Annotated in this window: 22 protein-coding genes and 3 pseudogenes; 6 read left to right on the top strand and 19 right to left on the bottom strand. The window is 58.1% G+C overall.

Going from position 1 to position 26,340, the window contains the following annotated elements; all coding sequences use genetic code 11:
* Window positions 1-11 precede the first annotated feature (11 nt).
* The 10 genes and pseudogenes from AC1RO0_RS12445 to AC1RO0_RS12490 all read right to left on the bottom strand — a co-directional run bounded on the left by AC1RO0_RS12445 (window position 12) and on the right by AC1RO0_RS12490 (window position 10,492).
* Window positions 12-1,007, bottom strand: coding sequence for an aldo/keto reductase (locus tag AC1RO0_RS12445; RefSeq protein WP_498593182.1), 996 nt, complete (start codon window positions 1,005-1,007; stop codon window positions 12-14).
* Window positions 1,004-2,008, bottom strand: coding sequence for a sugar-binding transcriptional regulator (locus tag AC1RO0_RS12450; RefSeq protein WP_498593183.1), 1,005 nt, complete (start codon window positions 2,006-2,008; stop codon window positions 1,004-1,006). The genes AC1RO0_RS12445 and AC1RO0_RS12450 overlap by 4 nt, the downstream gene beginning before the upstream one ends.
* Window position 2,009: 1 nt before the next feature.
* The gene (locus AC1RO0_RS12455) at window positions 2,010-2,999 is read right to left on the bottom strand and encodes an ABC transporter permease (RefSeq protein WP_498593184.1); all 990 of its coding nucleotides are present in this window, start codon (window positions 2,997-2,999) and stop codon (window positions 2,010-2,012) included.
* 28 nt (window positions 3,000-3,027) lie between these two features.
* A complete protein-coding gene (locus tag AC1RO0_RS12460; protein ID WP_498593185.1) occupies window positions 3,028-4,572 on the bottom strand; it encodes a sugar ABC transporter ATP-binding protein in 1,545 nt (514 codons plus the stop codon).
* Window positions 4,573-4,650: 78 nt separating this feature from the next.
* The gene (locus tag AC1RO0_RS12465) at window positions 4,651-5,682 is read right to left on the bottom strand and encodes a substrate-binding domain-containing protein (protein WP_498593186.1); all 1,032 of its coding nucleotides are present in this window, start codon (window positions 5,680-5,682) and stop codon (window positions 4,651-4,653) included.
* A 677-nt stretch (window positions 5,683-6,359) separates the two neighbouring features.
* Window positions 6,360-6,542 (bottom strand): annotated as a pseudogene (locus AC1RO0_RS12470) (ABC transporter substrate-binding protein); the annotation flags it as partial.
* A 75-nt stretch (window positions 6,543-6,617) separates the two neighbouring features.
* Window positions 6,618-6,782: a hypothetical protein gene (locus tag AC1RO0_RS12475; protein WP_498593187.1), complete on the bottom strand. Its 165-nt coding sequence runs from the start codon at window positions 6,780-6,782 to the stop codon at window positions 6,618-6,620.
* 330 nt (window positions 6,783-7,112) lie between these two features.
* Window positions 7,113-7,922 (bottom strand): phosphate/phosphite/phosphonate ABC transporter substrate-binding protein, encoded by an 810-nt coding sequence (locus tag AC1RO0_RS12480; RefSeq protein ID WP_498593188.1) that lies wholly within the window; start codon window positions 7,920-7,922, stop codon window positions 7,113-7,115.
* 121 nt (window positions 7,923-8,043) lie between these two features.
* The gene (locus AC1RO0_RS12485) at window positions 8,044-8,970 is read right to left on the bottom strand and encodes a fatty acid desaturase (protein WP_498593189.1); all 927 of its coding nucleotides are present in this window, start codon (window positions 8,968-8,970) and stop codon (window positions 8,044-8,046) included.
* Between the two features lie 187 nt (window positions 8,971-9,157).
* Window positions 9,158-10,492 carry an LLM class flavin-dependent oxidoreductase gene (locus AC1RO0_RS12490; RefSeq protein ID WP_498593190.1) on the bottom strand — a complete coding sequence of 445 codons (1,335 nt, stop codon included), beginning with the start codon at window positions 10,490-10,492 and terminating at the stop codon, window positions 9,158-9,160.
* Between the two features lie 152 nt (window positions 10,493-10,644).
* On the opposite strand from AC1RO0_RS12490, the gene AC1RO0_RS12495 reads away from it, so the two are divergent.
* From AC1RO0_RS12495 to AC1RO0_RS12505, 3 genes are all read left to right on the top strand, one after another.
* Window positions 10,645-11,574 (top strand): LysR substrate-binding domain-containing protein, encoded by a 930-nt coding sequence (locus AC1RO0_RS12495; RefSeq protein WP_498593191.1) that lies wholly within the window; start codon window positions 10,645-10,647, stop codon window positions 11,572-11,574.
* A 490-nt stretch (window positions 11,575-12,064) separates the two neighbouring features.
* Window positions 12,065-12,979 (top strand): ABC transporter substrate-binding protein, encoded by a 915-nt coding sequence (locus tag AC1RO0_RS12500; RefSeq protein ID WP_498593192.1) that lies wholly within the window; start codon window positions 12,065-12,067, stop codon window positions 12,977-12,979.
* Between the two features lie 236 nt (window positions 12,980-13,215).
* Window positions 13,216-13,824 carry a J domain-containing protein gene (locus tag AC1RO0_RS12505; RefSeq protein WP_498593376.1) on the top strand — a complete coding sequence of 203 codons (609 nt, stop codon included), beginning with the start codon at window positions 13,216-13,218 and terminating at the stop codon, window positions 13,822-13,824.
* A 215-nt stretch (window positions 13,825-14,039) separates the two neighbouring features.
* Here AC1RO0_RS12505 and AC1RO0_RS12510 read toward each other — a convergent pair whose 3' ends face one another.
* The 4 genes from AC1RO0_RS12510 to AC1RO0_RS12525 form a co-directional block, all read right to left on the bottom strand.
* Window positions 14,040-15,296 carry an ABC transporter substrate-binding protein gene (locus AC1RO0_RS12510; RefSeq protein WP_498593377.1) on the bottom strand — a complete coding sequence of 419 codons (1,257 nt, stop codon included), beginning with the start codon at window positions 15,294-15,296 and terminating at the stop codon, window positions 14,040-14,042.
* Window positions 15,297-15,324: 28 nt separating this feature from the next.
* Complete coding sequence (locus AC1RO0_RS12515) at window positions 15,325-17,469, bottom strand: putative bifunctional diguanylate cyclase/phosphodiesterase (RefSeq protein WP_498593193.1); 2,145 nt, start codon at window positions 17,467-17,469, stop codon at window positions 15,325-15,327.
* 194 nt (window positions 17,470-17,663) lie between these two features.
* Window positions 17,664-18,143, bottom strand: coding sequence for a chemotaxis protein CheW (locus tag AC1RO0_RS12520; protein WP_498593194.1), 480 nt, complete (start codon window positions 18,141-18,143; stop codon window positions 17,664-17,666).
* Entirely contained in the window at window positions 18,143-20,131 is a 1,989-nt protein-coding gene (locus AC1RO0_RS12525; RefSeq protein WP_498593195.1) for a methyl-accepting chemotaxis protein, read from the bottom strand. Before AC1RO0_RS12525 ends, AC1RO0_RS12520 begins: the two co-directional genes overlap by 1 nt.
* 570 nt (window positions 20,132-20,701) lie before the next feature.
* Between AC1RO0_RS12525 and AC1RO0_RS12530 the strand changes: the two are divergent.
* Window positions 20,702-20,923: pseudogene (locus AC1RO0_RS12530) on the top strand (SDR family oxidoreductase); the annotation flags it as partial.
* An 11-nt stretch (window positions 20,924-20,934) separates the two neighbouring features.
* A pseudogene (locus AC1RO0_RS12535) lies at window positions 20,935-21,252 on the top strand (aldehyde dehydrogenase family protein); the annotation flags it as partial.
* A 36-nt stretch (window positions 21,253-21,288) separates the two neighbouring features.
* Here AC1RO0_RS12535 and AC1RO0_RS12540 read toward each other — a convergent pair.
* Genes AC1RO0_RS12540 through AC1RO0_RS12560 form a run of 5 tightly spaced genes read right to left on the bottom strand, consistent with a single transcriptional unit; the run spans window position 21,289 to window position 25,250 of the window.
* Window positions 21,289-22,056: an ABC transporter permease gene (locus AC1RO0_RS12540; RefSeq protein WP_498593196.1), complete on the bottom strand. Its 768-nt coding sequence runs from the start codon at window positions 22,054-22,056 to the stop codon at window positions 21,289-21,291.
* Window positions 22,056-22,799: an ABC transporter permease gene (locus tag AC1RO0_RS12545; protein WP_498593197.1), complete on the bottom strand. Its 744-nt coding sequence runs from the start codon at window positions 22,797-22,799 to the stop codon at window positions 22,056-22,058. Before AC1RO0_RS12545 ends, AC1RO0_RS12540 begins: the two co-directional genes overlap by 1 nt.
* Window positions 22,800-22,807: 8 nt before the next feature.
* Window positions 22,808-23,590 (bottom strand): ABC transporter ATP-binding protein, encoded by a 783-nt coding sequence (locus tag AC1RO0_RS12550; RefSeq protein ID WP_498593198.1) that lies wholly within the window; start codon window positions 23,588-23,590, stop codon window positions 22,808-22,810.
* Window positions 23,587-24,315: a GntR family transcriptional regulator gene (locus tag AC1RO0_RS12555; RefSeq protein WP_498593199.1), complete on the bottom strand. Its 729-nt coding sequence runs from the start codon at window positions 24,313-24,315 to the stop codon at window positions 23,587-23,589. Before AC1RO0_RS12555 ends, AC1RO0_RS12550 begins: the two co-directional genes overlap by 4 nt.
* Complete coding sequence (locus AC1RO0_RS12560) at window positions 24,312-25,250, bottom strand: ABC transporter substrate-binding protein (protein ID WP_498593200.1); 939 nt, start codon at window positions 25,248-25,250, stop codon at window positions 24,312-24,314. Before AC1RO0_RS12560 ends, AC1RO0_RS12555 begins: the two co-directional genes overlap by 4 nt.
* Before the next feature lie 92 nt (window positions 25,251-25,342).
* Here AC1RO0_RS12560 and AC1RO0_RS12565 point away from each other — a divergent pair, with 92 nt between their 5' ends.
* Complete coding sequence (locus AC1RO0_RS12565; RefSeq protein ID WP_498593201.1) at window positions 25,343-26,326, top strand: fumarylacetoacetate hydrolase family protein; 984 nt, start codon at window positions 25,343-25,345, stop codon at window positions 26,324-26,326.
* Window positions 26,327-26,340 lie beyond the last annotated feature (14 nt).

A 26,340-nucleotide genomic window follows, 5' to 3' on the forward strand; every position in this document is an offset into this window, starting at 1 on the left:
ATGGTGATCCGTTACCTGTCCATATCGGTCAGTTTCGCAGAAATGGCTGCATCGATGGCTGATTGGTCATCCGCGTCCAGCCGGATGGTTCCGGCCTGGGCATTGTCGAGCGCCTGCGCGGGATTGCGCGCACCGCAAAGAGCAAAGGTGACACCGGGCTGGGCAAGTGTCCAGGCGATGACAATCTGGGCAATGCTCGCCTTGTGCTTATCGGCAACCGGCCGGATGGCACTGGCAAAAGCCAAAGCCTTTTCGCGGTTGGAAACGGAGAAGCGCGGATTGTCACGCCGTTGATCGTCGCCGGAAAAGACCCTGTCAGGTCCGATGGCCCCGGACAACAAACCGAGCGCAAGCGAAGAATAGCTCAACGTCGAAACACCGCCCGTACGGGTCAACGGCAGCAGGTCGCTCTCGATCTCCCGGTCGATCATGCTGAAGCGCTCCTGGATAGCATCAAGCCCACCAGTCGCAATATAGGCTTCAAGCTCCGTCGCTCCGACATTGCTGGCGCCGATCGCCCGGATTTTGCCCGACGTCTTCAGGTCCTCCAGCGCCCGCATCGTCTCCTCGATCGGTGTCGTGGGATCCTGCCAGTGGGTGATGTAGAGATCGATGTAATCGGTGCCGAGGCGCCGCAGGCTTTCCTCGACTTCGTGGAAGATCGCGTCGCGGCCAAGGTAGCGGTGAACCGGCCTGCCATCCTGATCGAAGAAATGTCCGCCCTTGTCGGTGTGCCATACGAGGCCGCATTTGGTGGCGATAACAGCCTTGTCGCGGCGACCGGCAAGCGCTTTCCCGACGATTTCTTCCGACCGGCCGAGGCCGTAGGCCGGCGCAGTATCTATCAGCGTGACGCCGGCATCCAGTGACGCCTGGATCGCGGCGATCGATTCCGCCTCGTCCGTGCCGCCCCACATCCAGCCGCCGATCGCCCATGTTCCCAAGCCAACCGCCGAAGCGCTGACGTCTGAGCCGCCTATCTTGCGTATCAATTGTTGTCCGCTCATGCGCGTTGTCCTTCGCCATTTGCCAGCGCCAGAACGCGCGCGCCGGTCGCTTCATCAGTGACCAGCGTATCGAGATGATGACCGCGCATGACGCTGAGGATCGGGCCTGCCTTGTTCGGGCCGCTTGCCACACCGATCTTCGTCGGGATCGACGCAAACTCCGGAAGGGTCAGCGAGACGAGGGAGCGGTTGAGGCTGTAGTCGCAAACGCCGCCCCGGTCATCGAGCAGATGGGCGAGCAATTCGCACGAGGCACCGGAGCGCTCGATGGCCGCACGGTCCGTGCTCGAAGAGGGATGCAGGTCATAATAGCTGGAATCGTCGGAGAGAATGGAGCCGATGCCGACGACCGCGACCTTCGCCTCGCGCGCCTGCCGGAAGACATCGGCAACGGAGCGCATGTTGATCAGCATGTCGCGCTCGGCGGCGCTGTCGGCAAAGAGAGGCGCGTGAATCTGAAACGAGTGGCCGCCGAGGCGATCGGCCATCATGGTCGAAACGTGGTTCACATCGGTATAGTGTTTGCCCTGGACGCAGCCCGTTGCCGGGATGACGGCGACATCGAAGCGGCGCGGCGCCTGAAGACCGGCAACGACAGCACTGACACCCTTGCCGCCGGTGATGCAGATCGTATCGCCATCGGCAATCTGCTCGAGAAGCAGACGGGCCGCCGCTTCGCCGACCGTCTGCAACGTGGTCTGCAGATTGTCGGATACCGTTGGCACGACGATGGCGCGGCTGATGCCACCAAGGGCAAGAAGCTGCTCCTCCATGTCGACCAGGGGCTCGACGGGGGATTTGATCTTGATCTCGACCAGGCCGAGCTGACGGCCGCGCTTGATCAGCCGGTTGACGGTCGCATGCGAGAGGCCGAGTTGGTCGGCGATCTGCGCCTGGGTCAGGCCCTCAAGGAAGTGCAGGACGAGAGCCTGGTGCATCTGGCGTGCGATGACGATCTCTTCGCGAGGCGCAGATGGGGATTTCAGCTTTGCAATCGGCATGTCAGGCAGCCTTCCGCTTGTGAAGGAAATGGTCGATGGAAACGGCAGCGAGCAGAATGCAGCCTTTGATCATGTCCTGCCAATAGACGGATACATTGAGCAGGATCAGCGAACTTGAGACCACCGACAGAAGCGCAATGCCGAGGATGGCGCCGAGGATCGTGCCGGAACCGCCGCTCAGGGACGCGCCCCCGATAACGGCCGCCGCGATGATATTGAGCTCCATTCCGACGCCGAAGGTGGGGGTCGCAGCGCCAAACCGCGACATGTAGATGACGCCGGCAACACCCGATAGCGTGGCGCAGAGGACGGTAACCCAGAACTTCACCTGGTTGGTCTTGATGCCGGAATAGAGCGCCGCCTTCTCATTGCTGCCGGTATAAAAGACCTTACGGAAGGCTGTTGCCCGGCGCAGCAGGAAGTCGAAGATGGCGACCACGGCGACGAAGATCAGGATCACATAGGGTACCCCGTAAAACGTGCCTTGTCCGACGGCCTTGAACGAAGGCGGTAGCGTGAACAGCGACAGCGGCGTTCCCTTGGTAATGATGAGGCAGATGCCCCGCACAATGACCATGGCGGCCAGCGATGTGATGAAGTGGTTGAGGCCGATGACGGTGACGAAGAAGCCCATGGCGCAGCCGATCAACGCACTGGCGAGGATGCCGATCAGCGACGCGCTCCAAGGATCCAGTCCCATCAGGAACAGCGATCCCGACAGCACCATCGAGAAGCAGACGACCGACCCGACCGAGAGATCGATACCCCCGACGATCAGAAGGATCGTCATACCGACGACGACGATGCCCTCGACCGAGAATGACATCAGCATCGCCCTGAAATTGCCGAGCGTCAGGAAATGCGGGGAGGCAAAGCTCATCAGAATACAGAGGGCGAGAATGATGGCGATTAGCCCCGCTTCCCGCATTGTTCCGAGCCGCCGCCAGGAAGAGGTACGCTCCCTCGTCACCGCCAATGCGTGATCTGTCATTGCCTTGTCCCCCGTTTCTGCCTTTTTCTCAGACGGCATGCTCTGATGCCTTCGTTGTGGTGTGTTGTCCGGTGCCGATGCCCGAAGCGAGCCGCATGATGGCCTCTTCCGTCATCGCTGCTCCTTCGAGCTCGCCGGCGACCGTGCCTTCGCGGATGACGATCGCCCGGTCGCAAAGACCAAGAAGTTCCGGCAGTTCCGACGTGATGACGACGATGCCGATCCCGGAATGCGAGAGGTCACGCAGCAGGCGATGAATTTCTGATTTCGCGCCGACGTCGATGCCGCGGGTCGGCTCGTCCATGAGGATCACCTTCGGATCGACCGCCAGTTGTTTGGCAATGGCGACCTTCTGCTGATTACCCCCGGAAAGCGAGGATACCGGCATGTCTATGCCCCCCATGCGGACGCCGAGACGGCGCGCAAGTTCGCCTGCCCGCTTTGCCTCTGCCTTCGCATTTAAGAGCCCGAACCGTCCGGTCAGCGACTTCAAATCGAGAGCGGCGATATTTTGCGCGATCGACAGGTCGAGAAAGACGCCGGAACCCTTGCGGTCCTCGGACAGGTAAACGACACCTGCTTGCACAGAATCCGCATAGGACGTTAGCCGGAGCGCCTTACCCTGCAATCGAGCCTCGCCTGCCGTTGTCTGGCGCAGCCCGCAGATGCCTTCGGCAATCTCGGTCCGGCCGGAGCCGATCAGGCCGCCGATCCCGAGAATTTCACCCTTGCGCAGTTCGAAACTGACATCGTGAAAGCGCTTGCCGTCGCCAAGATTTTGGACGGAAAGAATAGTTTCGTCGCTGCGCTCCGCCGCGGACTGTTTTTCCGGATAGAGCTGGGTGATTTCGCGGCCGACCATGCGGCGCACCACATCTTCGGCAGTGATAGCCGACACCCGTTCCGTCGAGACATAGCGACCGTCACGAAAGACAGTGACGCGGTCGCAGAGATTGAAAATCTCCGCCATGCGGTGGCTGATATAGACGATCGAGATGCCATGGGCCTTCAGGTCGTTGATGATGCCAAAGAGCACTTGGGCTTCCGCTTCGGTCAGCGCGGCCGTCGGCTCGTCAAAAATGAGAATTCGGCAGTCGAGCGTCAGCGCCTTGGCGATCTCGACAAGCTGCTGGCTGGAAATCGAGAGATCGCCGACCTTCTGGCGGACATCGATGGGAGCAAGCCGGTTCATAACGGCCTGCGCTTCGCGCTCCAGCCTGGCAAAATTCATGAAGGGCGAGCGGCGCCGGTTCGTTGTCGCCATGAACATGTTCTCGGCAACGGTGGCGTCCGGGCAAAGCGCGATTTCCTGATGGACCAGACCGATACCCAGCGACTGGGCGGCGGCTGGAGACGCGATCTTCACGGACGCGCCGTCGATGAGGATCTCCCCCTCATTTGGCTGCAGCACGCCGGCGATAATGTTCATGAGCGTCGACTTGCCTGCACCGTTTTCGCCGCACAGCGCGTGGACCTCGCCCCTTTCCAGGGCAAATGTCACATCCGTCAGTGCCTTGATGGCGCCGAAGCGCTTGCTGACATTGCGTATCTCCAAGACCGGCGCTGGCGTCATGACATCCTCTCTCTTCCCTTACCGTCCCTGCATCGGCTGTCCGGGATTTCCTCATCCCGGACAGCCGCTTTGCAAGGTCTACTCCTCGATACCCTTCGTACCACGGCGCTTCAGGTACTTATCCCAATAGAAGTCGTCGGCATTGGCGGCTGTCACGATCGACAGGCCGTTATCGACGAAGGGAATGCTCATCGGGTTGAAGCCGGAACGCTTGGCGTCGTTCATCGGGTCAATCAATTCCGGATGCTTGGCAAACCACAGCATCATGAAGCCCATATAACCCTGCATGCCCTGGTTCGGGTTGATCGAGCCGAACACTTCGCCGGCCTTGATCATATCGAGAATATTGGCGTTGACGTCGGCGCACATCACGAGGATCTTGCCGCCGCTTTCCTTGTTGGCCTGGGCCGCGCCGATGGCCGAGTTTGCCTCCGGCATGAACACGGCATTGAGGTTCGGATGCGCCTGCACCAGGCTCATCAGACCCTGATAGGCCTTGTTGGGGTCCTGGTTCGATGCGGCCCGTCCGACGAGCTTCATGCCAGGATATTTTGTTTCCATCCGAGCGATGAAAGCCGCGATGCGCTTGTCGTGATTGTCTTGCCCCGGATTTTCCAGAACCGCATATTCACCCTTGCCGCCAAGTTTCTCGGCGATCGCATCGGCCGCATAAGCGCCTTCGCGATTATTGTCCGAGGTGATGAAGGATATACGCTTAGAGAGAGGCGAGTCCGCCGCAAAGGTGACGACTGCCGTGCCCTGATCGACCGCGCGATTGATCGGCTCGATGAAGGGGTCGGAATTCATCGGATGGACAAGGATGCCTGCCGGGTTCTGCGCAAGCGCCTGATCGAAAGTGGCGATCTGCTTGTTGACGTCATATTCCGGCGTACCGGTATAGGCGGTCTCACAGCCAAGCTGCCGGCCGGCCTGCTTGAACATTTCATAGACCGGGAACCAGTATTCGACACCTGAAACCATGACGTTCATGACGTATTTTTCGCCCGGCTTGCAGCGAAACGGATTTTCCGTTTCAGCCGCTGACGCAGCTGCGCCTAATGTCGCGACAGCCAAAACAGCCATCGCTGTCGTGCCCAGAAAATTGCGCAAAGTTCCTCCTCGAGGCTGACGCCCCTCCCAAAAAGTCGATGGCGCACAGCGCGCCTTGTTCGTGAAACCGGACTTCCTCCTCGAACCCCGGTGACTGTAGTTAGCCCCGGGGAAATCGATATGTCAATATAATTCACATAATGAAATATATTTCACACCGGAGACCCAGCCAGTCGCTCATTGGGGCCACATTGCCTAAGCTCGTTGGCAGGATCTCGCTGCGGAAGCGCATTCAGGGAAACAAAAGAGGCTATAATCGCATCGATCACCCGTGCAACCGGAAAGACCGACGCAGTGCCTGCGAATGGCTGGTTCTGAAGAGTGCCCACGGACCGCAAGCCACCGCCGCGATTGGCCAATCGCACCGTACCCGGCTCCTCAGTTGCAACGCTGGTCATCCAGGCGGCAGGGCTCGATCTGGTCGAATTACGCGCCTCGGAATCAGGCCTGTTCTCCAACCCACCGGGTATGGACTGCCGCCGGAATATCGTCCCCATCGAACCGGTTGAAAACGCGGCCTGTCGCCTCGTCGGCTATAACCGGCGTGGCAGGAGCGCCCAAGCCCGGAGTTCATTCGTCTGAGGGATGAAGCCCTGGGGCTTCTGGGTGTGGAAGCGACTCATCCGTCACCAAACCGCAGAAAAGTTGAGGCCAAGGAGGAGGGTGGTCTCAATGACCAGCCGCTTCTTCGGATCGACCTCGACGTCTGCGGTTTCGAGCAAGCGATCCACTTCCGGGTTTGAATATTTGGATCTGTTCGCGAAAGGGACGCCCGGCTTGAAACTCTTCGACCAATAGGGACGCTGGATCCCCACCGTCGGGTCGTACAGATTGCTCATGCCCTCAATGGCGATGTCAAAGCAGCCGAACTTTTGTCTAATTGCAGAATCTCTTCCAGAATACCGCTCACGTCGAATTCACCTCACATCGCCGGTTCACGACAGACGTCTTGCATTGAAAAGAAGCTCGCGAAGCGGTGCTTCCGTGCCAAACAGCGTCAGAAGACGATCTTCCTCATTCTTTTCCAGACGATAGCGACGAGCAAAGGCGAAGACACTCCAGGGAGCCTCTTCCATCTTCGGTGTATCCGCTTTCCTCATTCCTTCTTCTGGATATTGACGCATCGCACATCTCCATTCTTTCGGCGGCCGGCGATGCGGCGTTGACAGAAAGGAAAGATCGCCAACGCGGTGCAACTTGAAACGAGCCATCGACGTTCATTTCCACGACGGCCTCAATATTGTCCATAAAAATAGTAGACAAAAGAAATAAGCATCTTTCCCTACTGCCCACCAGGAAAAATCCGTTCAACCATTGCGCACGCATGCGAGCGTAGTTTCCTGGCATTCCGACGGCGCTTAGGCCCAGCGGCGACATCCTGCCAGTATGCAAATGCGAGGCAAAATCGTTCGTTTTTCGCTGAGCGGTGCTTAGGCGATAACAGGATAATTCAGACGTTGCGCTTCACGCTCAAGATCGGCCAGAGGCTGGTAGTCCGCATCGGAAAGGACGGCAAACCCTTTGAGAGACAGGGTGTCGCGTGCTTCGGCAATCGCCGGTTCGACCGCAGCTTTTTCGAGCGCGCTACGAAGTTTGACAATCTCCTCCTCCGTGGCGCCTAGCCGGGTGATGAACGGAAGCCCCGGCCCTTTGACGGTCTCCGCAAGGACCCGCACTCCGGAAAGCCGCTCCGGATCGAAACGCAGCGTATTACCATAGGTAACACAGTCGATCGCGGCCACATCGGCGAGACCAGCGGAAACGGCGGCGATGCTGTTCAAATGTCCGCCGGTTTCGATGACCGAGGAGAAGAAGTGACCATTTCTGGCAAACGGTGCGATGGAGGCACGAAGCAGGTTGACGCCGGAATTGCTGTCGGGTTCGTTGATTGCCGCCTTGGCGCCGCGCAGGTCTTCCAGTGAATGCGCTTCGCTCTCCTCTCGGACGACGACGAAGCTGCACTTTTCGGGACCGTTGCAACCTGGGTGACCAAAGATCGGAGTTGCCACCAGCCGGACCTTGCCACGCAAGTGCTTGACGTAGGGATAGCCGCAGGTCTGCGCCAGCAACAGGTCCGGATGAAGCCATGCTTCGTTGTATTGGACCCGATCGTCCAGCGATTCCGGAACCCCGTCGACGCCTTCCTTGCGCAGCTCATCTCGAAGGAAGCTCCAAAGCGCTGTCGTGGCTTCTGCCACCGGTGGCGGACTGACATACATCGCAAGGCTTGCAAGGCGCATTTCTCACACTTTCATAGCTCGAAAGAGCAGATCTGACAGAATATCTGAAACGAGCCTAACGGCGCCTTTTTTACTATCTCCGGCCCTGACAGGCGAGCCTCCGGGCGGCAAGACTATACGCTCATGAGTGACAAGGATGCGTCGGGTCGTCATGCGGCTTCAAGAAGAACCGGCGCATGATATCCCAATAGCCGTTATAGACGAGCCCGCCATTTGAACGAATGAGGGTTTCACGGTTGTCGCGATAGATCCGCGGCAAACGATACCACGGTATGCCGGGCTTGCGATGGTGAAGGACATGCAGATTATTGTACAGGAAAAGCAAACCGAAAAGACGGCTATTTTCGACAATCGCGGTGCGTTCGTCGTGGCTTTCAGCGTATCTGTGCTCAGCGTAAGATCTGAGCCGCGTCATCGCTGCACCAACGTAGACGAAGCCGAAAAGATAAAGCCAAAGTGGCATGCCGCAAATGGCGGTTACCCAAAAAATGACCACAGCGACACCGAGGCCATGAGCTGCCCACATACGTCGCCGGCCTGGCTCGTTTGCAAGGACAAGGCGCCATTCCTGCGCCAGAAAGCTTAGGATCATCACCGCCGGACCGATGGTCAGCCTGCCGAACAACGTCGTATTCCAAAGCGCCAAGATTCTTCCGGCAGCCCCGAGCTGCTCCCAGGCGGCTCGAGTGAAATACGAGGACTCAGGATCTTCGATCGGGTCGGTAAGATGCTCGTCGCGGTGATGCTCGAGATGGCTTTCCTTGTAGATCGTATAGGGAAGCCAGAGCGAGAGCGGCAGCCAACCGATGGCGTCGTTCACCCAGCTTAGCCTGGTCGGATGGCCGTGAATGACCTCATGTTGAAGTGAACCATGCCAAGCAATCAACCATCCCCCGACGACCACCACCAAAGCCAGCGGCAACGATTGCCACCACCAAGTCACCGTTAGGAAACCACCATAAATAGCGACCGAAAGCGCAACGGTCGGCCACTCCGGCAATCGCGCAGCGGGGTGTGCTCCGCCCACGGCCTTTGATCTATCGAGCATGATGTATTTTCCCCTATCAATTCCGACAGGTTATTTGAGACGGGTTCGTTTTAGAAAATAAAATCTACTTATTTTATCGACTTACGTGGAAAAAAGCTTTCGGTGCAGGGCCTTAACATCGACAAGCAATACGCCCTGGTCGATGGGCTCGCTGCGGCAGCCCCTCGAACGGCAGGCATGTATCTGGTTACGGCCCCGAAAATCTGTTTGCCGGACGAGCCAAGCCCAGGCGTTCACGCAGCGTACCGGGTTCGTATTCGGTACGGAAAAGACCACGTCTTTGCAGTTCGGGAACCACCTGAGTCATGAAATTCTCCCAGTCTTCAGGCAAGAGCGGAAACATGAGATTGAAGCCGTCGGCCGCACCCGAAACGAACCAGTGTTCCAATTCGTCCGCCACTTGGCGCGGTGTCCCCGCGACGAGCGGCACGGAACCCGTGTTGGCGATCTTGCGCGCCAGTTGCCTGATCGAGAGCCCCTTATTGGCCTCGTTCCGGACAATCGCCAGCCAGGTTCTCCAGCCATTGTAGCTGGCCTCTTCGGGCAGGTCTGGCACAGGACCGTCGAGAGGGTAGATAGAAAGATCCGTACCGGCCCAGCTCGACAAGAGATCGACAGCGACCTCATCAAGCATCAGCGATTCCAGGTATGCCTGCTTTTCCTGCGCCTCGGAGGTCGATGAAGCCACGATCGGCAGGATGCCCGGCAGCAGCTTGAGGCTTTCGGCTTTGCGTCCGTATTTTGCCAGCCGGTCATTGAGGTCGGCGCGATAGGCAAGCCCTTCCTGCTCATTGCGAACGACGGCGAAATGCAAATCTGCTTGCGCGGCGGCGAGTTCCTTGCCGGCATCCGACGAGCCGGCTTGGACAATTACCGGATGCCCCTGCGGCGGGCGCGGGACGTTAAGGGGACCTTTGACCTTGAAGTGCTTTCCATGATGGTTGAGGGCGTGCACATGGTCGCGATTGGCGAAAACGCCCAAGCTTTTGTCGATCACCAGCGCATCATCTTCCCAGCTGTCCCATAGAGACTTCACGACGTCGAGGAATTCATTGGCACGCTCATAACGTGTCGCATGATCGATGTTTGAATCGCGCCCGAAATTAACCGCCTCTTCCTCGAGTGCCGACGTCACCACGTTCCAGCCCACGCGTCCCTTGCTGATGTGGTCGATCGAGGCAAACATTCTGGCCGTGTTGAAAGGCTCTGTGTAGGAAGTGGATGCAGTAACCAGGAACCCAATGTCCTTGACGACAGCGGATAGGGCGGAGACGAGCGAGAGAGGCTCCAGCCGGGGATTGGCATAATGGGTCAATCCGCTTCCGTAGGTATCCCAAACGCCGAGATGGTCCGCGATAAAAATTGCGTCCAGCTTGGCGCCCTCGGCGATGCTGGCAAGCCGGCGGTAGTAGTCGAGATCGAGAAATTCGTGACGAGGCGCGCGCGGGTGCCGCCATGACAGGCGGTGGTCTCCCTGCGGATTGAAGAAGAAACCAGCCAGGATCATGCTTTGGCGCGACATTCCGCACTCCATTTCGGGGTTCAGGATGGTAAGCTAGTGCAGCGCCTGCTTCCCAGCACGCGCTTTGTGTGGACAATTTAGGCAAGTTTACATTCCGGTAAAAACGATTATTTCTTCCAGAATGAAAAGCTCAGCTTAACTTTGGTGCATGCATGACTGGTGTTCTATCTCTTCGAGGTCTGCAGGCATTTGAGGCCGCCGCCCGGTCAGGAAGCTTCGTCGCGGCCTCCGAAGAGCTCGGGATTTCGGCGGCCGCCGTCAGTCAGCTCATCCGCGCCCTCGAAGAGCAGGCCGGACGCAAATTGTTTCACCGCGCCAACAGGCGTGTCGTGCTGACGGAAGCAGGAATGGACGTGTTCCCGCAACTTCTCAACGCCTTCGCAGACCTGCGCAGCGTTGCACGCGAACTCGACGGGGGCGACCATCGGTCCTCACTGGTGATATCGGTGGCGCCGTCTGTGGCAATGGGGTGGCTATCCGCGCGCCTGCCGGACTTTCTTCGCTTACACGGCGCGGTCGATATTTCCCTGCGAGGGGAAGATGACCCTGTGCCATTCGAACGTGAGCGGATCGATTTCCGTCTTTCTTATGGGCGCTCGCATTACCCACAGCATCACGTTGAAGACCTTGTCACTGACGCCGTCTATCCGGTCTGCTCGCCCGCATTCCTGGACAAATATGGCGGGTCGCTCTCCACCGAGAGCATGCTGGGGGCGACCTTGATCCACACGGACTGGGGACCTTCCGCCGCATCGTTCCCGTCATGGAGAACCTGGTTTGAAAAAGCAGGCTTGACACCGAACCGCCAGATGCAACGCGGTATTACGGCGAATTCATCGATGGCGGCGATCGATTTCGCTTGCGGCGGTCTGGGTATCGCGCTTGGTCAAGGACTGTTCTGCGCCGATCTAGTCGAAGCGGGCCGTCTGGTTGTGGCTACGAAACAAAGAATCCTGCTCGCAAATCCGTATTGCATCAACCTACCTCAGCGCAGCGCAAACCGCCCCATGGTGACGTCGTTCAAAACCTGGTTTGCGGCACAGTGCGTGCGGTGTGTTGAATCGCCCGCGCTTGTCACATGACCTGATGCATCGATAAAACCGTGCATCACAGATGGATCGCCGAGGAGCGCGAAACATTGCTCGTTCCAAATATTGCGGGCGAGTTGCAATTCCGACCAATCCTATCGACGCCTTAGAATGCCATGGCACTATCGCACAACTTGAAGGCATGTTTTTCTATCACCCCGCAAAAGTTGATGATTTTCGACCACTTCACCCGTGGGTCAGTGCTATAATCTCCTAATGATATCATAGATTTGCTCGCCTGCCGGAGTTGGGGTCACTCACGTTCTTTCGGGTAATTTCATGCGATCGCGATTTGACCAGCCATCTGCGGAGAACAAGACCATTTAAAATGCTGCCGCTTAGTTTCTCTAAGTATAATCGTCCTAATCGGCATCATATCGAGGTCCACCGTGTCTGCTGGACTGACGCGATGCTTGGGACGGCAGAGCTCATCAAAGACCGATTTTTTCACCCCAATGACATTTAACAAAACGGAGTAGCTTGCATGACATTCAAGATCATCACCGCCGTTGGCGCATTCGCGCTTATGGCCCTTTCAGCCGCGTCAGGACTGGCAGCAGGCGATCCGCTGTCAGCAGCCCCTGCTGTGCGAAGCGACACCACGACCATCGTCGTCGGTTCCGCGGATTTTCCTGAAAGCCAGCTATTGGCCACGATCTACGCCAAGGCGCTGTCTGCAAAGGGTGTTCCAGTGGAAACGAAGCTGAACATTGGCAGTCGCGAGGTATATATTCCGGCGCTGCTCGACGGATCGATCGATCTTCTGCCGGAATATGCAGGCGCGACATTAAATTATCTCGATAAAAACGCCACCGCCCACTCGCCGAGTGATGTCGCCGCGGCCCTGAAGGCGGCCCTGCCGAAGGGAATCTCAATGCTGACGCCTTCCGCAGCGCAGGATTCCGACAGCATTGCCGTGACGCGTAAAACAGCCGAGAAATACAAGCTGAAGACGATCGCTGATCTTACACCTGTCGCCTCACAACTCGTGCTTGGCGGTCCGCCGGAATGGAAGACGCGCAAGGAAGGCCAGATCGGCCTGAGAGATCTCTACGGCATAGAGTTCAAGTCGCTAAGAGCGCTCGATGTGGGCGGACCTTTGACGCTTGCGGCACTCGTCAATGACCAGGTGCAGGTTGCAAATCTATTTTCGACTGACCCGGCAATCGCCGAAAACGACCTCGTTGTGCTCGAAGACGTCAAAAATCTCTTCTCTGCTCAAAACATCGTTCCGGTGATCGCCACGCCCAAAGTCAACGACGTCGTAACCAAGACGCTCGATGCGGTCTCTGCTGCTCTGACGACCACGGATCTTGTTGTCATGAATGGCCGCCTGGCCAACCATGACAGCTTCGATGCCGTGGCCGGCGATTGGCTTGCGAAACACAAGCTGGACTGAGTGCAATCAGGTGGGGCGCGGCGTTCGGCGCGCTCCACGCATGGTCGACTGTACATGTTCCAGAATTGACACCAGATCATCAGCGACGATGAATGTCAGTGGCGTCTTGATCCCAAGTGCCATTCGCACCGCGGTGGTTGGTGAATTGGCTGGAATATTCGCAGATTGCCTGGAATCCGTTAACGGCCATCTCGCTATTTCTTGCCCAGATGAAGCGCCGCCGCCATATAGGTGCCATGACGCTTGATTCGAAGATATTCGTTGGCCTGAAATCCTCTCGTAAGAGGGCTGCTCCGCAGAGCGAACCCACCGGTCCCAGATGCCAATGGGACGGCTGCGAAAAGAATGGTCTGCATCGCGCGCCGGTGGGGCGGGATGCAGAAGGCCTATATCTGCTCTTCTGCCTTGAGCATGTGAAGGAGTACAACAAGGGCTACAATTTCGTGACGGGTCTATCTGACAAGGACATTGCCCGCTATCAGAAGGAAGCGGCCGCTGGCGGCCGTCCGACCTGGGGGACCAGCGTCAGGCAGGCTTCAGAAACTCCGCTCCCAGGCAACGTCCGTTCTGGTTCTGCAAAGGCATTGAATGCCCGCAAAACTGCCGCCCAGCGTAAGGCGCAGAAGGCTGATTTGCAGATACGCAAACTCAAGGTGCTGGAAGCCAAGGCATTTGAGACACTCGGTCTTTCACCGGATGCGACCCCGGAGGAAATCAAAAGCCGCTATAAGGAAAGGCTCAAAATGCACCATCCCGATGCCAACCAAGGCGACCGCACTTCCGAGGACGAACTTCGAGCATCGATCGAAGCGCATAAGATCCTTAAACTGAACGGATTTTGCTGAAAGGCGCCTTCCATTTGGTTATTTGCATGATGCTGCTCCTTAAGCAACCGGATGGCATCCTTCTGATATCAGAGCTTGAGTTTGCCGTTCTACAACGAACCCGGAAGACTTCGAAAAATAATGTCTCTGTCGTCAAGCCTCACAGCATGAAGGAACACGGACGACTTGGGCCGTTTTGAACTTCCGATCCCGTCATTTCGTTGAACCGACGCGCTTTAACGTTGCATGACAACCTCGTGCAGTCGCTGTTGCGCTGCCTGGGAGGACATATTCGGATCATTGAAGAAGTCGCCAAGGATACCGATCCAACCCTCCGACATTTGGGTGGGCATTGCCATGGACTGAGCGCTGACCACGCTCTTCTTCTCGGCGATCATCTGCAAACCAAGCTGGCCGCAACGATCGAGCTTGCCTGGATCGACGTCAGTGCGTACCGGCAGGGAACCCTTGATGCGGCTGAAGGCGACCTGATTGTCCCGATCTAGCACCATGCGTGCAAAAGCCTGCTGTGCCTCTGTGGCTCCCTCGCGGTTGGTCAACGGGAAGGCGAAGGCATCGATCACCATGAAGTATGCAATCGCGGTGCCTGGCACCAGACTACAACCGAAATCCTTGTCGACCGTGTAGCCACGGGCCACGAGCTCGCCCTTGGCCCAGTCTCCCATGAACTGCATGCCGGCCTCGCCTCGCCCAACAGCTGCGGTGGCGTCTGCCCAGGTCTTGTTCGCTCGCACGGCCGCAGGCTCGGCATATCGAGACAGACGGCGCAGCATCTCCAGCGCCTCGATCATCCGCGGATCTGCGACCATGTCTGGGTCACCGCTGATGACCCGGGCATACCCCTCCGGTCCCAGCTTGTAATACATGATGTCGTTGAAAATCAGTGATGCTTCCCAGCGACCTCCACCGAGAGCAATTGGCAGGCGACCATTCGCCTTGATCTTGTCGGCGGCCGCAAAGATCTCGTCCCAGGTTTGCGGTGGCGCCAAACCAGCCTCATGGAAAACAGCCGGACTTGTCCAGAACCAGTTTTCTGCATGGATATTGGTCGGCGCAAAGTAGATCTTGCCCTTGTAGGTGATGCGGTCGAGCACAGTGGCGGGGAGAACGTCGCGCCAATGGTCTGCCTGAGCCACCTGGTCGATGTCCCGCACAATCCCCATTTCCGGAAGTTCGCGTGAGCCCTCATTGGCGTTCCACTGCATAACCGCCGGTGCGTAGCCATTTGCGATACGCTCGCTCACGACCCTCTGGACTTCCACCTTGTTCTTGGTCGGCATATCGGCCCATTGATTGCCTCCCGCGATCCATGCCTGCCTGAAGACGTTGAGCGCGGCCGCCTCACTCCGCGATACCCAAAAATGCACGACGTCAACCGCCATCGCCTGATCGGCAGCCGCCGGCTGACCTTGGCACAGGTTCGCAAGCACAATGGTTGCCGCGAAACTTAACGATCTGACCTTGGACTTCATCGCAGTCTTTCCTTTGGCATGAGAAAAATCAAGCAGCCGTTTCCGGGGAATAGAGTGGCTGGCTCCCCGCCAACCATCCGGCTGTCCGGCCGGCATCTTGCCTCGCCGCAGTACTCTTTTTAGAGCGAGTGAACCTCTTTGGCAGGAGAGTGCCTGCCATGGCCGCAGGCTGCGGCTTGGCGAAGAGGTAGCCCTGGCCGATCTCGCAGCCGGCGTTTAAGAGGAACCGTCGCTGAATTTCAGTCTCGATGCCTTCGGCGACACAGCGCTTGCCCAAGTTGCGGGAGAGATCGACCATGGCGCGGATGATCTGCTCGGACCGGATGTCGGTACCTATGTTGGCGACGAAGCTGCGGTCGATCTTCAGTTCGTCAAAGGGAAAATCTCGCAGATGCACCAATGAGGCAAATCCAGTCCCAAAGTCGTCAAGCGAGATCGACAGGCCGTGCTCCCGGAAGCGCGTGACCGTCCCGAGAATCTGGTCGGCGCTGCGATTGAGAAAGACGTCCTCGGTCACCTCTACCGCAAAATCGTGCCAGTCGAGGCCGTTCTCCCGAATTGCATCAAAGAGCATTTCGTAACCTTCCTCGCCGACCAGCAAGGCCTCGGGCAGGTTGATGGCGATCGGTCCGGGTATCAGTCCCTCGTCCTTCCATGCCCTAAGATCATGACTGACGATCGTCACCACCGCACGGGTCATGCCACGGATAAGATGCGATCCTTCCATCAGCGGTAAGAAACGGCCCGGGGCAAGTATGCCGAGTTCGGGATGGTTCCAGCGCACAAGTGCCTCGAAGCCAAGATGCTCGCCGGTTAGCAGGCTGACCTTCGGCTGGTAATGCACAATGAATTCGTTGTGATCGGCCGCGACAACCAGGGCAGCGGACAATTGGTTCGCCTCGAGCCGCAGCGCAAGCGATGCTTCGTCGAAGATGACCACCGAGCTGCGCGCGCTCTTCGCGGCGTAGAGTGCAAGGTCGGCGACGCGAATAAGGCTTGGCTCGTCCGTCGCATGGCTTGGTACAAGAGCGCCGCCGACGCTGGCCGATATCTGAAAGGTGTGGCCCTCGAAAAGAACCTCCGCAGCAATCGCTTCGATGGCTCGGTTGGCGACTACCGCGAGCGATGCTGCGTCGGCAATCCCGGGCAGAAGCACGGCGAACTCGTCGCCGCCGAGACGCGCGACAACGTCGCTCGAACGGAAGGTGCTCTGAAGCGCGGTTGCAACATGACGCAACACTGCATCACCGGCAGGATGTCCAAAGTTGTCGTTGATGTTTTTGAAGCGGTCAAGGTCCACAAGGAGCATGGAGAACCCGGTTTTGTTCTTCTCCAAGTCACTGAATAGATTACCGAGAGCGCAATTGAACGCGGATCGATTGTCGAGCCCGGTGAGCGAGTCGGTATGGGCAAGTTGCGTCAGCTGGTTCTCGAAATCCATCGTCCGACGGTGTTCGTTCCGCAACTTCTTCAACAGTGGGCTAAAGAGAAATGTGCTCGCTAAGATTAGCGTTGCTGCTATCAATGCGAGAAGAGCAGAACTGATTTTCTTGGCGTTATCAATGCTGATGTCGCTGCGGTCATGAGCGCGGTCAATAAGGTCGCTGAATTGGCGGATCAGGACACTGTCCGACGAGACGGCAAAGTCGATTGGCCCCCAGAAGGTATAGCGTTGCCGCCGATCTTCTTTCGAAGCAGCGGCCACTCTATCGGCACGATCAAGAAAATCGTCAAGTCGCCGACCGAGCTCGACACGCAGTTGCTCTGAGGTCTCATCGCGAGGATTGAGTTCCTCGAGAAAGTTCTGCCCGATCTTATGGTGCAATTCCTCTAGCTGCCCGCTCGTGGTTCGAATTTTAGCAATGGCCCCGTGGATGTCATCGATCATCGGCGCGATGATATAGTCCGGCAAATCGGGATCGGCCGAGGCTCGCATCAGTGCTCGCGTCTGATTGGCAAGCTGCTGAAACCGGATAAACTGGCTGCTCGTGAGGAAGCTGATGTTTTGCTGCAAGGAATGACGATCGAGGGCGATCATGACCGTTAGATATGTGGCCCCGATGAGAAATGTCATAACCACGACGGCGTTGAGATAATGTCGCCCTATAGATCTGATATATTTTTCGACTGAATATTGCGTTTTGGTCAGCGGGTTTGGCAGTTTCAGAATCATATTGTTGAATCCCTCGTAGACGCTCGCATCCAGGCAGTTGTTCTGTGCCCCCTTACATGTTCGTCGCGTGCAGCTTCGCTATGTTCCATTCCCTACAGCCTGTTCCAATGTCTTGCCGCCATCTGGTAGACCAGCGCCTGAATTCACCCGCAATCCGATTTCCGTGGCAGGAAGCGTCGAAGCCTCCAGTCGCTCTAGGCGGCTAGATTTGCGTCACCGTCCTGCTCGAACATACGTTCGAGGTTCAGGAAACAGATCATACTGTCGTGCTGGGCGATGATGCCGTCGGAATAGCTGGTGCCGCCGGGCACGTTCATGTTGGGCACCGGCTGGAGCAACGCTGCATCAATCGTCAGAATGTCCGAGACGCTGTCAACGACGAGCCCCATCGCCACGCCATTGATCTCGGCGACGACGATGGCGCTGCGTTCTGTCGGCGCGATGCTTTTCATGCCGAGTTTCAAGGCAAGGTCGATGATCGGGATCACGACACCGCGCAGGTTCATCACACCGACAACGTCAGCCGGTGCATGGGGTATCGGTGTTGCGGCAGCCCATCCGCGAATCTCGCGGATGGCTGTGGTCTTGACGCAGAACTCCTGCTCGTTGAGCCTGAAGGCGATGATCTCCAGTGTCTGGCCGCTAGGCTGGGTATTTTGATGAAGCGCGCTCATCAAAATTCCTCCCAGCTTTCCTTCGCCGCGGCCGCCGCACCGCCATAGGCTCTGGCAACGTCAGCGACCATTTTACGCGCTGGGGACGTCACGGGCTTATGACCGGGGAGAACCTGGACGGGAGAACCCTTCACGGGGGCGACCTGGTGACGCACTGCCACGCTTGGCACTTTGTTGTCCCCTGCGCCAAAGTTGAACTGGGAGATCAGTGCGTGCAGGCGTCCCGCTTCGCTGGCAAGTGATGCGCTGGCCGCGTTGGTCTCTTCCACCATGGCGGCGTTCCGCTGGGTGACCTGATCCATCTGATTGACCGCCGTATTGACCTCGGCAAGTCCGGTCGATTGCTCCCGTGCGGAGGTGGCAATCGCATCCATATGATGGTTGATCGTGACGACATATTCCTCGATCGTCCTGAGTGCCCCACCCGTATCTCGAACCAGCTGGACACCACTTTCCACTTCGCTGGTGGAGGTGCTGATCAGACCTTTGATCTCCTTGGCCGCTTTTGCAGAACGTTGAGCCAGTTCGCGCACTTCTTGCGCAACCACGGCAAACCCCCTGCCCGCCTCGCCCGCCCGGGCCGCCTCTACGCCGGCATTGAGCGCCAGAAGGTTGGTCTGGAAAGCAATCTCGTCAATGACGCCGATAATGTTGGAGATCTGTTTTGAGGACTGCTCGATGCGCTGCATGGCATCGACAGCACTGGCAACGACCTTGCCCGACTGCGCAGCACTCGTGTTTGCCTGGACGGCCACCGCACGCGCCTCATCGGCCCGCTTGGAGGAGTTCGAGACATTGACGGTGATCTGATCAAGCGCCGCAGCCGTCTCCTCAAGCGAGGCTGCCTGCTGCTCGGTCCGCTTCGACAGATCGTCGGCACTCCTGCTGATCTCGCGTGTTCCGGTATCGATCGAATTGGTCGACTGGGTAACCGAGCGCAAGGTCTCGCCGAGCTGGGCGACCGCTGCATTGAGGTCATGGCGAAGAGATTCGAAATTCGGCGCGAACGGCTCTGTCAACGCGAACGCCAGATCGCCGGCAGCCAGCCGCTTCAAGCCGAGAGCGAGGCCGGATGACGCCTGCTGCATCTCCTCTTCCGCAATCCTTCTCGCTTCAACACTACTGCGCAGAAGCTCCTGCTCGCTAGATTGTCGCGTGGCCGCAGCCTCGGCTTCAAGCTCGCGTGTCCTCAACGCATTTTCCTTAAATACCTGCACGGCGCGGGCTATCAAACCGATCTCGTCAAGACGTGCCGTACCTTGCGGCGAAACGGTGAGATCGCCGTTCGCGAGCTGCTCAATTGTTCTGGTGATCTCGACCAAGGGTTTTGCCAGCGCACTGCGGACGACAAGGAAAGCACCGATGCTGAATATCGCCAGGCCGCCAAGGATCATCCAATACGTGGTCACAATGGCCCTGTTCGCCAGGTCTGTAAGGTCCTCGTTGATCTTGATCTTCTCGCCATCGGCGGCCTGCGTCATACCATCGATGGCATCGATGACCGGATCGAATGCAGGTTCGCAACTCGACATGTAGCTGGCCTGTGCGGCGACGAGTTCTGCTTTTGACGTCGCCGTTTCGCCAAGCTTGGCAGACTCGGCACAAGCCTCGGAAAACAGCGACGAGGCCTGGCTCGCAATCTTTTCATAAGCATCGGCATTTTTTGGATAGGCAATCTTCGCGGCGTTGATCTGCTCCACGAAGTCTTTCTTTGACTCTGCAATCTCTCCGAGAGCGTCTTTACGCCTGTCATCGTCCGGGGCTATCGTGAGGCCGGCTACGGATCTTCCAGCGGCAACGAGCGCGCGTCCCGCGCTGGCCAGGTGAAGGGCGGCCTCTGCCTGATGCTCGCTGGCGCTGCTATATCCCGCTTCGATGACACGCATTTTGGCTGTTGCAAAGACGACTGATACAATCGTTAACGTTGCAAATATTGCAAGCATCAAAGCAAGTTTGGCCTGAAGCTTAAGGTTCCTGAGGAAATTCATGTCTTCTCCCAACGACATGGGATTGGAGGCACAGATATGTGCGGCCAGTTGCCCCTATAAGACTATATTTTCTCAAATGAAAATATATATTGAATCGAAATTCAGATAGATAATACCGGTGTATTGCCTTATAAATTTTTACATTATTATATATAATTCATAAAATAGTGACGTTCACTATTACGTTGCTTTAATATAGCAATTTATCCTCTATAAATTAGATATTTCGCATAAATACCAATAAGCAATAACAATAGATCGAGGAAATCCAGAATGAATCGAATGAGTCATTCTGAATGTAAGCGTCATTTTTGAGGATTGACTGCGTCATGCAATCACAATGCGCGCACTATACTACAGATGCGGTTTTTATCGCCGGCGCCGCGCAGAATTATTCGATATAGCGAACTTTCGCACTATAGCTAAACCGAATTTCTTTAATAAACTGCTATCTGAAAGTTCTGGGTGCGTTGGAATATATGAACGCTGCGCACTTAGGATATACGTGCGTATTTCGGATAAAATATGCCGTCCCTCAGCCATAAGAGCCACGATTTTCCGCCCACGTCATTGCTCTGGACGAAGCGAGCTGCCCATCAGCCGCAGCTCAGGGAGCGTGGCATCCGCGTCAATGCCGTGAGCCCCGGGCCGGTCGAAACGCCGATCCTCAGCCAATTCCGTGCGGTCCTCGGCAACGAGCGTGTCGACAGCGACATCACCCGCGTCGACCCCGCCGCAACCTTGGCCGATATCGCTCCCGCCATTCTCTTCCTTTGCTCGGACGGTGCGCGATCCTGATGAAGGTTGCCGACGAATTCGTCGCCAAGCTCGCGGCGCGGGCCGCGAAACTCCCGGCGGGTGATCCGCGCGGCCATGTCGTGATGGGCTCCCTCATCAGCCTCGACGCCGCCCAGAAGATGGAAGCACTGATTGCCGAGGCCGAGGGCGCAAAGCTGGTTGCCGGCGGCAAGCGGACAGGCACGGTCGTCGAGGCGACCCTTCTCGATCACGTCACCCCTGACATGCGTGTCTATACGGAGGAGTCCTTCGGGCCGGTGAAGCCGATCATCCGCGTGGCGGACGAAGACGAGGCCGTGCGTGCCGCCCGTTTCAGCCGATATTCGCGTGTGAAGGCGGCGGCATGGAGCTTGCCAAGACTATCTGGCCCTGTTTCTCCAACGAAGAAGCCGCTTCTCCACGATTGCCAGGAACAATGACGACAAACATCCGAGAGCGGCGAGCAGGATGACGCCTGCATAAAGGTCCGGCGCCCGGAACGCCCGCGCGGCAAGCAGGATCCAGTTTCCGAGCCCGTCCCGACCGGCAAGCATTTCGCAGACGATCGCGACGATGAGCGCCACGGTCAGTCCCAGCCGCATACCCGCCAGAATATCGGGGCTGGCGGAGGGCAAGGCGATCTTCATGATCGTTGCAGTCCGTGAAAGCCCAAGGGCTCGCCCGACCTCATAAAGCGTCGGCTCGACGGAAGAAAACCCCTGTATCGTGGAAAGCAGCACCGGCCATAAGGCGCCAAAGGCGACGACGCTCAGGACCATGGCGTCGGTCAGGCCAAGGATCGCGATGGCGACCGGAATGATTGCGGATGCCGGCAGCGGACGCAGGAATTCCAGCATCGGGCCAAGATAACTGCGCAAGGCTGGCGACGTGCCGACGGCGGCACCAAGCACGACCCCGACCAAGGATGCGACCAGCCATCCCCAGAACATGCGCTCGATCGTCGAAAGAAGCTTCGTCAGGAGGTCGCCGGTCGCAAAGCCTTTTATCATCGCAGTCCAGGCGCGATCAGGTCCCGGCAGGAAGACCGGCGAGATAAAGCGATGGTCGGCAATCCACTGCCACAGGAGCACCAGCAGGGCGGCAACCAGCAGACCCGAAAACAGCGATAAAAGCCGGTCCGCTCTCATCAGCGCGTCCCCGGCATGGCTGCCCGCCCGGCATGACGCTGGAGGACGCCGAGCAGCCAATTGAAGCCATAACCGACGATGCCGACCCAAAGCAGGTAGGCAAGCATGAGATCCGGCCTCAGAGCTTGCTGGGCAATGAGAATGCCATAGCCCAACCCGAGCGGATTGACGGCGATCTCAACCGTCACCGCCACCACGAGCGCGATGCCCGCGGCAAGACGAAACGCCAGCACGATGCGCGGCAAGGCGGCAGGAAGAATGATCTTCCATATTCGATCCAGCAGAGAGAGCCGCAAAGCGCGCGACACTTCCATCAGGCGTGGTTCTATTCCCGCCAGGGCGGACCGCGTCAGGATCAGCATCGGCCAGATGCAGGAGAATGCGACGATTGTCATCTCCATGCGAAATCCGAAACCGAAGACCAGCAAGGCGATGGGCAGCAAGGCGACGGAGGGGATCGGGCGTATCGCCTCGATCGACAGTTCCAGCGCACCATTAAGAAATGGCACGAGACCAAGGAGAAGCCCGAGGACAAGGCCGATGACAACACCCAGAAGCAGGCCTGCGAAAGCCATTGCCAGCGTCTCCAGGGTCGCCATGACGATCGAACCGTCGGCAACCGCACGGACCAGCGCCACAAGAACGGCGCTCGGCGGCGCCACGGCATCACTGCCGCCGCTCGACAGGCGGGCCGCAATTTCCGCGACGATCAGCAACGCCAGCGGAACCGCCAGGGCTTTCATCGTCGCCCTCATCTCTCCGCCTTTTCGATGAAGGCGAAGAGCTCGCGGCGAAGCTTGAGAAACTCCGGAAGCTCCCGGGTAGCGAGTTGGCTGCGCGGCCGCGGCAGGGGAATATCGAAGACCCGGCCGATACGGCCCGGATTCGGCAAGAGCCCTATGACCTTGTCGCCGAGATAGATCGCCTCCTCGATATCGTGCGTAACGAAGAAGACCGTGGCGCCGGTCTCCGAAACGATAGACAGCATTTCGTCCTGCAGGCTCTGCCGGGTCATGGCGTCCAGCGCGCCGAATGGCTCGTCCATCAGGATGACGTCGGGCTTTTGGGCGAGGCAGCGGGCAATCTGCAGGCGCTGCTGCATTCCTCCCGACATCTCCGTCGGATACCTGTCCGCGTGCGAGGCGAGCCCCACCTTGGCAAGGAGTGACATGATCTGCTCCTCGCGCTGTCGCGCCGGCACGCCAGTCGCCTCGAGCGCCAGCGAAACATTGCCGCGGGCCGTTCGCCAGGGAAGGAGCGCCTTGCCGTAATCCTGAAACACGATCGCGACATCGCGGCGTGGGCCGTCCAGCTTCTGGCTCAGCACCTTGACGCTGCCGCTGTCCGGTCGCACAAGCCCACCGGCCATTCGGAGCGCCGTGGTCTTGCCGCAACCCGATGGGCCGATCACGCAGACGATCTCGCCCTTGTTGACGGAAAAGCTCAGATCGGAAATGGCCGCGCGATTTCCATAGGAAAGGGAAACGTGTTCGAACTCGATGCTGTGAAACTGTGATGCCAGGGAGATTGTCATTTTACCGTGTTCGCCTGTCCTGAATCATAGACGACATCCAAGGTATGATGGAGGTGTGCGGAGAGACGGGCGACCGCCGTTTCCTCGTCCCGCGCGATCGCCAGGTCCGCAAGCTCCTGGTGCTCCCAGAGGAACCAGCTTTTCTCCCTGATCGCACCCATCATCGCGCGGCGATAGCGATAGGCCTGCAGATAGAGGCTGTCGTGCAGCGCCAGCATCCGCTCCGAGCCGCAGGCAGCGATCAGCGACCTGTGGAATGCCTTGTGGAGCATGTCGAACTCCGGATTGCCATCCTGCATCTGCTCGGGATTGTTCTCCACATTGCGGCGAAGGCGATGAAGGGCAGCAAGAATCCCCGCTTCCCATTGGTCGTCCCCCTTCTGCATCGAAAGCCGCAAGGCCTCGGCCTCGATCAGCTTGCGCAGATTCGTAATGTCCTCCAGATCCGCGCGCGAGACGCTGGCAACGCGAAAGCCGCGCTGCCCGACAACGGAAATCAGCCCCTTGGACACAAGCCGGGAAAGTCCCTCGCGCAGCGGTGTCGCGCCGATGCCGTAATGGGCCGACAGCGCATGGATCCCGAGACGCATTTCCGGTTTCCAGCGTCCGGCAAGGATGTCTTGCTCGACCAGGCTGGCCGCCTGTTCGCTCAGGGTGTCGGCGGCTGTCCGCTCGCCGTCATCCTGTTCCTGCCACTTGCTTTCCCGTGCCTTTGTATCTGTCATTTTTGTATAAGCTTTGCCACATCCGGTTTCGATTGAAGCATGCCCTGCTTGTCCATAACGTCAACCCACCATCCAAGCTCTTCAGCCGTGAGATTGGGGTCGGCAACGGCAACTTTCATCGATGAGAGTACGTCCAGTGAGATCTTCGTGAAGCGGGATATTGCCGCTTTTGCCTTGTCGGGCTGACCGTTGACCACCGTCGATGCCTCGGCGATCGACTTGCGGAAGGCGGCGACCGCATCCGGGTTGGCATCCGCCCACTCGCGCGAGCCGGCATAGAGGATCTGCGGACGCTTCTCGGGCAGGGATTTGAGGAAGTAGGCGGCAGCCGTACCGGTGCCGCTCGAAATGATCCGCGACATGATCGGATCGGCGGAGACCACGGCGTCCACCGCACCTGACTTCAGCACGTCATTCATGGTCGGAAATGTGACCTCGACGAAGTTCACCTGTTTGGGATCGACGCCGTTATCCATCAGCCATTTGACGAACAAGACCTGAAGAAAGGCACCGATACCAGGCGCTCCGACCTTCTTGCCGATGAAATCCTTGGCCGTTTTGATCGAGCTTCCCTTGGCAACGACGACGCCGGCCGCCTCCGCCGTGGAATCGGCCGTCGAGGACGCCCCGCTGACCGCGACAAGATCCAGCCCGCCATCGACGGCCTGAAGAAGGACCGAGGGCGTCGGCCCGCCGATCTGGATCGAGTTTGAAAGCAACGCTGCCGGAATATTCGAGTTGAGGCCGATAAGGACGAGCTGAACATCGAGCCCGTTCTTCTTGAAGATGCCATCCTCTATGGCAATGGCGGCACTGGCGCAGTCGGTCGTGGCCGTGCAGCCAACGGTGACTTTTGCGTCCTCTGCCATTGCGACGCCGGACATGCATAGCGTCGCCACGGCAGCTGCCGCGACAGCCGGTACAAAAGTCCTCATCTCAATTCCTCCCAAGACAGGTCTTTTCATATACATATTTTTCGTTTATCGATATAAACACAGAATATATATATTTGCAACGAGGTGATGCCATGAAACTCGCTACGTTCCGAAACGGCAATAGCGAACAGCACGTCGCGATCGTCCTAGACGCGGGCCGCTATCTGTTCGACCTGACAACCGCATCCCGCCGTCAAGGCCAAGATGCGGAAACATTTTCCACGATGCTGTCGTTGATCGACGCCGGCAAACGCGGATTGGATGCCGCGGCCTTGCTCCTTGAGAAATATGGATCGGAGGAAGATCTCTCGGTCCCGACCGACATGGTCGACCTTCAGGCTCCGCTGCCGTTGCCCCGGCAAATGCGCGATGGAATGAGCTTCCCGCTGCACATCCGCCAGTCGCCCCGCGGCATGCGAAAGCTCTACGCGAACGGTAATGCCCAGCTCATAGCGGAGATCGATGCCGAGCCCCTGGCGGAGCTGCCCGCCCTCTACCGCGAATTGCCGATCTACTACATCACCAATCGGATGATCGTGGGCGGCCCGGGTTCGACCGTTGTCTGGCCGCGTTATAGCAAGGTGATGGATTACGAGCTCGAGTTCGGTATCGTCACCATGAACACGGCGGCAGACATCAAGGCCTCCAATGCGCGCGAACACATCTTCGGCTTTACGATCTTCAACGATTTTTCAGCGCGCGATCAGCAGGCCAAGGAAATACCTGGCTGGCTGGGACCGGCGAAGGGAAAGAGCTTCGATGGTGCAAACGTCATCGGCCCCTGGATTGTGACCCCGGATGAGATAGGCGACCCCTACTCGCTGAAGGCGCAGGCAAGAGTGAATGGTGAAATCTGGTCCCAGGGAACGACAGAAGGCATGTTGTTCAGTTTCGAGGAGATCCTGGCACATATGTCGCAGAGCGAGACGATCTTCGCCGGCGAATTCATCGGCTCGGGCACGCTCGGCAACGGCTGCGGGCTCGAGCACGGCCGGTATCTGTCTGACGGCGATACCGTCGAGCTGGAATTCGAAAAGATCGGTGTACTCAAGAACAAAGTGATCCGCCGGGACTAACGGACGGATTCAAG

The organism is Rhizobium sp. GW821-FHT14E12 (assembly GCF_058803745.1).